Annotated in this window: 8 protein-coding genes and 2 pseudogenes; 6 read left to right on the plus strand and 4 right to left on the minus strand. The window is 34.9% G+C overall.

The window, feature by feature from the left end; translation table 11 throughout:
- Nucleotides 1-675: 675 nt before the first annotated feature.
- Entirely contained in the window at nt 676-888 is a 213-nt protein-coding gene (locus tag ATN92_RS03420; RefSeq protein ID WP_001748064.1) for a hypothetical protein, read from the minus strand.
- 361 nt (nt 889-1,249) lie between these two features.
- Nucleotides 1,250-1,837: a site-specific integrase gene (locus tag ATN92_RS03425; protein ID WP_025016518.1), complete on the minus strand. Its 588-nt coding sequence runs from the start codon at nt 1,835-1,837 to the stop codon at nt 1,250-1,252.
- A 77-nt stretch (nt 1,838-1,914) separates the two neighbouring features.
- Here ATN92_RS03425 and ATN92_RS03430 point away from each other — a divergent pair, with 77 nt between their 5' ends.
- From ATN92_RS03430 to tet(M), 6 genes and pseudogenes are all read left to right on the plus strand, one after another.
- Nucleotides 1,915-2,178, plus strand: coding sequence for a type II toxin-antitoxin system PrlF family antitoxin (locus tag ATN92_RS03430; protein ID WP_001748062.1), 264 nt, complete (start codon nt 1,915-1,917; stop codon nt 2,176-2,178).
- Entirely contained in the window at nt 2,178-2,525 is a 348-nt protein-coding gene (locus tag ATN92_RS03435) for a type II toxin-antitoxin system PemK/MazF family toxin (protein WP_024002471.1), read from the plus strand. The genes ATN92_RS03430 and ATN92_RS03435 overlap by 1 nt, the downstream gene beginning before the upstream one ends.
- A 285-nt stretch (nt 2,526-2,810) precedes the next feature.
- Nucleotides 2,811-3,410 (plus strand): hypothetical protein, encoded by a 600-nt coding sequence (locus tag ATN92_RS03440; RefSeq protein WP_056950771.1) that lies wholly within the window; start codon nt 2,811-2,813, stop codon nt 3,408-3,410.
- Nucleotides 3,379-4,032, plus strand: a pseudogene (locus ATN92_RS03445) (conjugal transfer protein); the annotation flags it as partial. The gene ATN92_RS03440 and the pseudogene ATN92_RS03445, both read left to right, overlap by 32 nt.
- Nucleotides 4,033-4,345: 313 nt before the next feature.
- Nucleotides 4,346-4,393: pseudogene (locus ATN92_RS19465) on the plus strand (hypothetical protein); the annotation flags it as partial.
- Between the two features lie 15 nt (nt 4,394-4,408).
- On the plus strand, nt 4,409-6,328 hold the full coding sequence (gene tet(M) / locus ATN92_RS03455; RefSeq protein WP_000691727.1) for a tetracycline resistance ribosomal protection protein Tet(M): 1,920 nt from the start codon (nt 4,409-4,411) through the stop codon (nt 6,326-6,328).
- 225 nt (nt 6,329-6,553) lie between these two features.
- Here the strand turns inward: tet(M) and ATN92_RS03460 are convergent, their stop codons facing one another.
- Nucleotides 6,554-7,072 (minus strand): helix-turn-helix domain-containing protein, encoded by a 519-nt coding sequence (locus ATN92_RS03460; RefSeq protein WP_056950769.1) that lies wholly within the window; start codon nt 7,070-7,072, stop codon nt 6,554-6,556.
- A complete protein-coding gene (locus ATN92_RS03465; protein WP_043023379.1) occupies nt 7,065-8,000 on the minus strand; it encodes a replication initiation protein in 936 nt (311 codons plus the stop codon). Before ATN92_RS03465 ends, ATN92_RS03460 begins: the two co-directional genes overlap by 8 nt.
- Nucleotides 8,001-8,146: the final 146 nt, after the last annotated feature.

Raw genomic sequence — 8,146 nt, forward strand, 5'->3', positions numbered from 1 at the left:
ATCAACGATCACTATTAAAAACCTCGTTGATAAACAGACAAAACCTCGTTGATAAACAGACAAAACCTCGTTGATAAACAGACAAAACCTCGTTGATAAACAGACAAAACCTCGTTGATAACCTTCTGTGAGCCTTGGGAGAGTAAGGCTCAAGAGGGGTCTAAAAGAGGTTTAAAAGAGGTTTATAAAAGAGGTATATAAGAGGCACCACTGTACGAGATCAAGACCTAAAATCAAAAACACAAAGGAGTGAGCCAAAAACCGGCTCACATTAAACTCCATTCGCTACGCTCTTTGCGCCTCACTTCGTTCGTTGCCTAAAAAGGTGTGGCAAGCCACATTTATACGGGCGCTGACGCCCCGCACCCCGTCAAGCTGAAACAGCTTGACCGTTTTTTCACTCGCCGTTAGGCAGGAAAGCAAAGTTTTATAGAAACTTTGGCTTTCGCCAATTCAGTGTTAAGACTGGTTTAGAGCTGTCAATTCCTTATGCTCCCACGCTTTGCTCGTCCGCTACCATTGACAGCAAACAGTTAGCTTTTCTAAAACATAATAAGAATTTAACTGCTATGTCCCTTTTAAGGCCTTTATTTTCAATTCTCAGCAGTTTTAAGCATATTTACATATAATTTATACCAAAACAAAATAAAAAGCCCTCAGTGAGCTTTTAGAGGGCTAAATTACAAATCCTGGTCGATTAATAATATCTTCTTGTCTTTTTTGCAAAATGTAAGTGTACAAGGAATTATACAAATTCTGTTTGATCTCATCAGGTTCATGAACAAAAGCTTCAAACAATTCTTGAATATCAACTTGCCAAGGATCAGCAAGCATTTCATCAATTGGCTTTAATACTTTTTTTTCGTCCATCTGAGTTACTCCTAACATTAGCTAATTATTTCAGGTTTAAATTAAAGGCATCTTTTTATAGTTAGTTATTCAAAGATGGTAATTAAGTTTAGAAAGAAAAACGGTGTAAAGCAATTAAAAAGATTTGTTTGAGCGCAGCGAAATCTAATACAACTTTTTTTAGTATAAGCACAATCAACTTTAGTTGTTGTGTGTAAGTGCGCATTGAACTAAAAAACAACCTTTATTTCAATGATCAAGTTAGCTATTTTTTAGCGTCATTAAACGGAATGAAATGAGTTTAATGCGCACTTATACATAGAATTTATTCTATGTTGTGCTAGACCCATTAAAAACCTGTATCAGAAGTCGCCGTTGGCGACAACAAAATCAAACTAATTTACCCAAAATCAATTTGGTTCAACATGTTTTCTGTACTTGCTTGATCCAAGCCTAAATAAGCTAAAGTCATTGATTCACTTGAGTGATTTAGTAAGTGCATGACTAGGCCAATATTGTAATTTGATTGCGTGTAAACACGATAAGCCCCAGTTTTGCGCATCGTATGAGTACCTAGATAATTAATGCCTAATAGATCGCCAACCTTACTCATAATTTTGTAGAACTGTTTTTCAGTAATATGGCGTTCTGGGTGTTGAATTGAAGGAAAGAGCCATTCAGAATCCAGCTTATGATCAAGCAGCCATTGACGGTACAATAAGAGCTCTGTTTGAACAGGTTTAAGGTACAAGGTATTAGGTTTACCAGTTTTTCGGTCATGAATAAACGCATTTTGTTTAATAGAACCGTCCGGATTAAAAATATCGGCCTGTTTTAAGCCCATAACGTCACTCACTCGCAGTAGCGTCGCTTTACCAACTTGAAAAATCGTATAGTTACGTCGGCCAGCTTTAAAGTTATTGAGTAACGTATCTTGAACCTCTTTAAGAACGTTTGAATCTTTGATGGGTAAGACAACTTGTTGCATAGTCTTTTCTCCTTTTCTTGAGATATTAAAGCAGTTATGTTATTATTTTTGTAAGGAAAAAGTAAGGAGATGATATTGTGAGCGCAGGTAATGTAACTAAGGTTAGCTCGAAGATCACAAGTAAAAATCAGATTACAATTCCTAAAACAGTACGTGAACTGTTAAAAGTTCGGTCTACTGACACAATTGAATGGCAGATTGAACCAAATGGTAAAGTAATGATTGTCCGTAGTAAACCGGATCTATGGCAACTTGTTGATGAACAAGAAAAAAAGTTTGGAAATCTCAGTACAACAGAAGTTGATTGGGGTAAAGACGTAGAAAGCGAAGACTTTGATTAATGAAATTAAAACAAGGCGCTATTTTATGGATTAATTTAGATCCGGCTAAAGGCACTGAAACTAAGAAAAAGCGACCGTGTTTAGTTGTAAGCAACGATCACTATAATCGCTATTTTAATACGGTGCTAGTTGTGCCAATCAGTACCTCTGACAAATATCGTACCCAAGAAAAGTATGCTAAATCGCCGTTATTTATCAGGATAGATAACGGGAAAATTCACGGGACAGCGTTATTGCAACATGTCCGTGCTGTCGATCCAACAAAACGATCAGATGGCGAAGTTGTGGCCACTTTATCTCAGCAAGAAATTAGTTCAATTAGTACAAAGGTCCAACAATTTTTCTGAAAAGCAGATGTTATTTATTGATAAAAGAAACAAAATAGCCCCCAATATCTACATTATAGATATTGGGGGCTATTTTAACAATGTTTTTGAGGGGTTATTTGTTAAAAATGGGCCCTTAAAAATATATAGCTTACTTGATCTTCCCATTTTCCTGGAAGATCTTTTTTGTTCGAAAATAATCCGACAAAAATTTGTTTTCTTGTTTTTCTGTGCTAAAATTAAGCCGTCTACTCGAACGTGTGTTCGGATATTGAGCAAATAATTTTTAAGGAGGTTGAATCAGCCTTGTACTCATGGTTAATCGTAATATTAGTTGTTTTTTTTCTCATAACAATTGATTTTTTATATTTATGTGACCATATAAATGATACTATCATTGAAAATGGCTATTTTAAAAACATTCTTACAATTATTATTTCAATTTTATCTAGTTGGTTCATCTCCAAATATTTGGGCCCTTTTTTTCTAAATTTCACTTCAGAAGTTGGAGTTACCAATTCATTCGGCTTTATATTAATAATTGTTGCATTAATAGGCTTTTCACTCCTATTCAACGCTGCAAGGCATGACATTGTAACTAGGAAAAAAACTGTACAGCAGGCTCAAAAAAAATACTTCAGACACAATCAAGTCCTAACTTTTTCTATGGTTCATTACGTAATCGGAATAAGTAGTGTTGTAATAGTTAATAGCATTGTATATTTACCAATCTTCCTCGACTTTTTAATTCCGATTCCCAAAAGTTACCCTGGTAACGTTGAAAAAATTGAACTCCAAGAATTCATTACTTTTATTATTACTCTTGTAATGCCTTTTTTAATCATAGTTTTTACCCCCTTTTCTTTGAAAAAATTACTCTCCTCTCCAATCCCAAGAAGCCATTGATAAACGAAATGAGAAATTGACCCATTATTTGACGGAAGAATTGCAGGTATTAAATGAAGAAATGATTCGTAAGGATATTCCTACTAGTTCTAGTGTGAACGATATACAGGTGTGGCAGGTTTCTCAAGTGAATGAGAACACCTTTGAGGTACTGTTTTCTGTTGAACAAGTTATTACCGAAGACAAAGACAAGGAAACTATATCGTCTAGCTTTCATGTGGTTGTCCATATAGATGAATCAGATAATATGGTTATTATCAAAAATCCGACAATGAGTAAGAAACCTCAAAAATCGGACTACCAACCCAAACAGCTAGAAAGTGACCATACAGTAGATACAGAAACGATGGACGAAATCATTAGCTTTTTAGAAACGTTCTTCCAGCTCTATCCTACCGCCACAGAAAAAGAATTGACTTACTATGTAAGTAATCATGTGTTACCTATGATTAACAAGGAATATGTTTTCGAGGAATTGGTGAATCCTATCTTTACCAGAAAAGATAACCAAGTAATCGTGAATGTCGCTGTGAAATATTTAGATCAAGAAACAAAGGCAACCCAAATCTCGCAATTTGAGTTGATATTAGAAAAACAAGATAATTGGAAGATTGTAAAATAACAAATATTGGTACATGATTACAGATACTTTGTAATCATGTACTCTTTTTGATAAAAAATTGGAGATTCCTTTACAAATATGCTCTTACGTGCTATTATTTAAGTGACTATTTAAAAGGAGTTAATAAATATGCGGCAAGGTATTCTTAAATAAACTGTCAATTTGATAGCGGGAACAAATAATTAGATGTCCTTTTTTAGGAGGGCTTAGTTTTTTGTACCCAGTTTAAGAATACCTTTATCATGTGATTCTAAAGTATCCAGAGAATATCTGTATGCTTTGTATACCTATGGTTATGCATAAAAATCCCAGTGATAAAAGTATTTATCACTGGGATTTTTATGCCCTTTTGGGTTTTTGAATGGAGGAAAATCACATGAAAATTATTAATATTGGAGTTTTAGCTCATGTTGATGCAGGAAAAACTACCTTAACAGAAAGCTTATTATATAACAGTGGAGCGATTACAGAATTAGGAAGCGTGGACAAAGGTACAACGAGGACGGATAATACGCTTTTAGAACGTCAGAGAGGAATTACAATTCAGACAGGAATAACCTCTTTTCAGTGGGAAAATACGAAGGTGAACATCATAGACACGCCAGGACATATGGATTTCTTAGCAGAAGTATATCGTTCATTATCAGTTTTAGATGGGGCAATTCTACTGATTTCTGCAAAAGATGGCGTACAAGCACAAACTCGTATATTATTTCATGCACTTAGGAAAATGGGGATTCCCACAATCTTTTTTATCAATAAGATTGACCAAAATGGAATTGATTTATCAACGGTTTATCAGGATATTAAAGAGAAACTTTCTGCCGAAATTGTAATCAAACAGAAGGTAGAACTGTATCCTAATATGTGTGTGACGAACTTTACCGAATCTGAACAATGGGATACGGTAATAGAGGGAAACGATGACCTTTTAGAGAAATATATGTCCGGTAAATCATTAGAAGCATTGGAACTCGAACAAGAGGAAAGCATAAGATTTCATAATTGTTCCCTGTTCCCTGTTTATCACGGAAGTGCAAAAAACAATATAGGGATTGATAACCTTATAGAAGTGATTACGAATAAATTTTATTCATCAACACATCGAGGTCCGTCTGAACTTTGCGGAAATGTTTTCAAAATTGAATATACAAAAAAAAGACAACGTCTTGCATATATACGCCTTTATAGTGGAGTACTACATTTACGAGATTCGGTTAGAGTATCAGAAAAAGAAAAAATAAAAGTTACAGAAATGTATACTTCAATAAATGGTGAATTATGTAAGATTGATAGAGCTTATTCTGGAGAAATTGTTATTTTGCAAAATGAGTTTTTGAAGTTAAATAGTGTTCTTGGAGATACAAAACTATTGCCACAGAGAAAAAAGATTGAAAATCCGCACCCTCTACTACAAACAACTGTTGAACCGAGTAAACCTGAACAGAGAGAAATGTTGCTTGATGCCCTTTTGGAAATCTCAGATAGTGATCCGCTTCTACGATATTACGTGGATTCTACGACACATGAAATTATACTTTCTTTCTTAGGGAAAGTACAAATGGAAGTGATTAGTGCACTGTTGCAAGAAAAGTATCATGTGGAGATAGAACTAAAAGAGCCTACAGTCATTTATATGGAGAGACCGTTAAAAAATGCAGAATATACCATTCACATCGAAGTGCCGCCAAATCCTTTCTGGGCTTCCATTGGTTTATCTGTATCACCGCTTCCGTTGGGAAGTGGAATGCAGTATGAGAGCTCGGTTTCTCTTGGATACTTAAATCAATCATTTCAAAATGCAGTTATGGAAGGGATACGCTATGGTTGCGAACAAGGATTATATGGTTGGAATGTGACGGATTGTAAAATCTGTTTTAAGTATGGCTTATACTATAGCCCTGTTAGTACCCCAGCAGATTTTCGGATGCTTGCTCCTATTGTATTGGAACAAGTCTTAAAAAAAGCTGGAACAGAATTGTTAGAGCCATATCTTAGTTTTAAAATTTATGCGCCACAGGAATATCTTTCACGAGCATACAACGATGCTCCTAAATATTGTGCGAACATCGTAGACACTCAATTGAAAAATAATGAGGTCATTCTTAGTGGAGAAATCCCTGCTCGGTGTATTCAAGAATATCGTAGTGATTTAACTTTCTTTACAAATGGACGTAGTGTTTGTTTAACAGAGTTAAAAGGGTACCATGTTACTACCGGTGAACCTGTTTGCCAGCCCCGTCGTCCAAATAGTCGGATAGATAAAGTACGATATATGTTCAATAAAATAACTTAGTGTATTTTATGTTGTTATATAAATATGGTTTCTTGTTAAATAAGATGAAATATTTTTTAATAAAGATTTGAATTAATCCGAACAGCGTTCGGATTAATTTTACAATCTACCCACCAGAATAATCTGTGGGACAGTCCCAGCCCTCACCCTTTAGCTTGGCAGCTACAGATTGTTCAAATTTATCTTCCGCTATTTAACTAGTCTTCTTTTCTTTTTTAGTTGTAACTATTTACCAAAACGCCACCACTTTTTAGGTTTAGGTTGTGACTCCGGGGTGCTATTTTCAGGTTCCGGTTGTTTGTCTGACGTCACTTCTTTTTCACTATTATCATGCGGTGCCATCGTTAAGGCTTTCAAGTCCTTAATTTCTGCCTTGTATTCTTCGAGCAGTTGTTTGTCCTGTAAGGCCAATCTTTGTTGCTGATCTAGTAACTTATGTAACTCTTTCTTTTCAGATTGAAATTCTGATACTAAATTTCGAAGGAATTTCACTTCATCTTGTCCATCAACCGCATCTTTTTTGTTGTCGTCAACATCATCTTTTTGTTGACGGTATCTTGTTGATGAATCGTTTGAGAACATTGCTTTAATAGCTTTTTGCCCATCAACATCAACGTAAACAGTATTGCCTTTTGTTGATGTAAATTGACGTAAATCGATTGACACATCTCTTTTTATCTTTTGCCATATAGCCTGCTTTGAAACGCCCAATTCATCAGCAAGTTCTCTAATAGTTTTAGGCATGATTTCCAAACCCCTTTCGGAGTTCAGCAAGTGCTTCTTGTCTTGCTTGATCTCTTATTTTTTTATCATGTTCAGCCTGTTTATCAGCCAATGCTTGTTTTTCAGTGGATCCTAGTGGTAATCCTTTAACTTTATCAGTAGCGCGCCATTTTTCCTGTTCTGTTAGTTCACTATTATGCTGAATATTGAAAAGTTTTTGTCGTTCATCTTGTAATTTGCCTTGTGAGAAGTCATTAGCGCCTTTCTTTTCTGGTTTCCAGGTAAATGAATACCCTATTACTGGTTTTCCACGTCCCTTGCCATATTTCTTTCTAATAGCTAGGCCTCTAAATAATGGTGTTAACTCTTCTTTGATGGGCTTTATAACATACCTATCAATATCTCCTGACTTTTTCCAATAGCTTTTAGGAATATCGAGTAATTCAAAAAAGTCTTCTTTTGATAAAAAAGCATAACCTGTTGTTCTAAAACCCTTTAACAATCTAAAAGCAGTTTTGGCGTAACTGCTTCTAAGATCTCTAAATTCCGCTAAAGCATATCTAACCCATGTATCTAAATTATTAAGAAGTGGCAAAGCATCTTTATATACTTCAACATCTATATAAGGGGAATCAGCTTCACCAACAATGCTGAATTTAGTAAACATAACAAACATCTCTCTATTTAATCCAGATTTACTACGTCTTCCAAAATGAAGTCCCATTAGTTTTTCATAAGTTCTTTGAATATCATCTTCAAAGCGATTATTTGCAGTTGGTTTATAGTTGCTCAAGTCTTTAAGTTGTTCAAAAGAAAATCTAACTGTTTGATCCCCTTTATCACGCATACGAGAAATAATTGAAAAAAATAGATTCATTTCAATAGGGGTGAATTTACGTAAGGGAATAGTATTAAGTTCTGGATCATATTTTATAAGTTCATTGCTCATAATTACACCTCCACAACTATTATATAAAATCAACGATTGTTTATCAACGATCACTATTAAAAACCTCGTTGATAAACAGACAAAACCTCGTTGATAAACAGACAAAACCTCGTTGATAAACAGACAAAACCTCGTTGATAAACAGA

It is taken from the genome of Companilactobacillus bobalius (assembly GCF_009764355.1).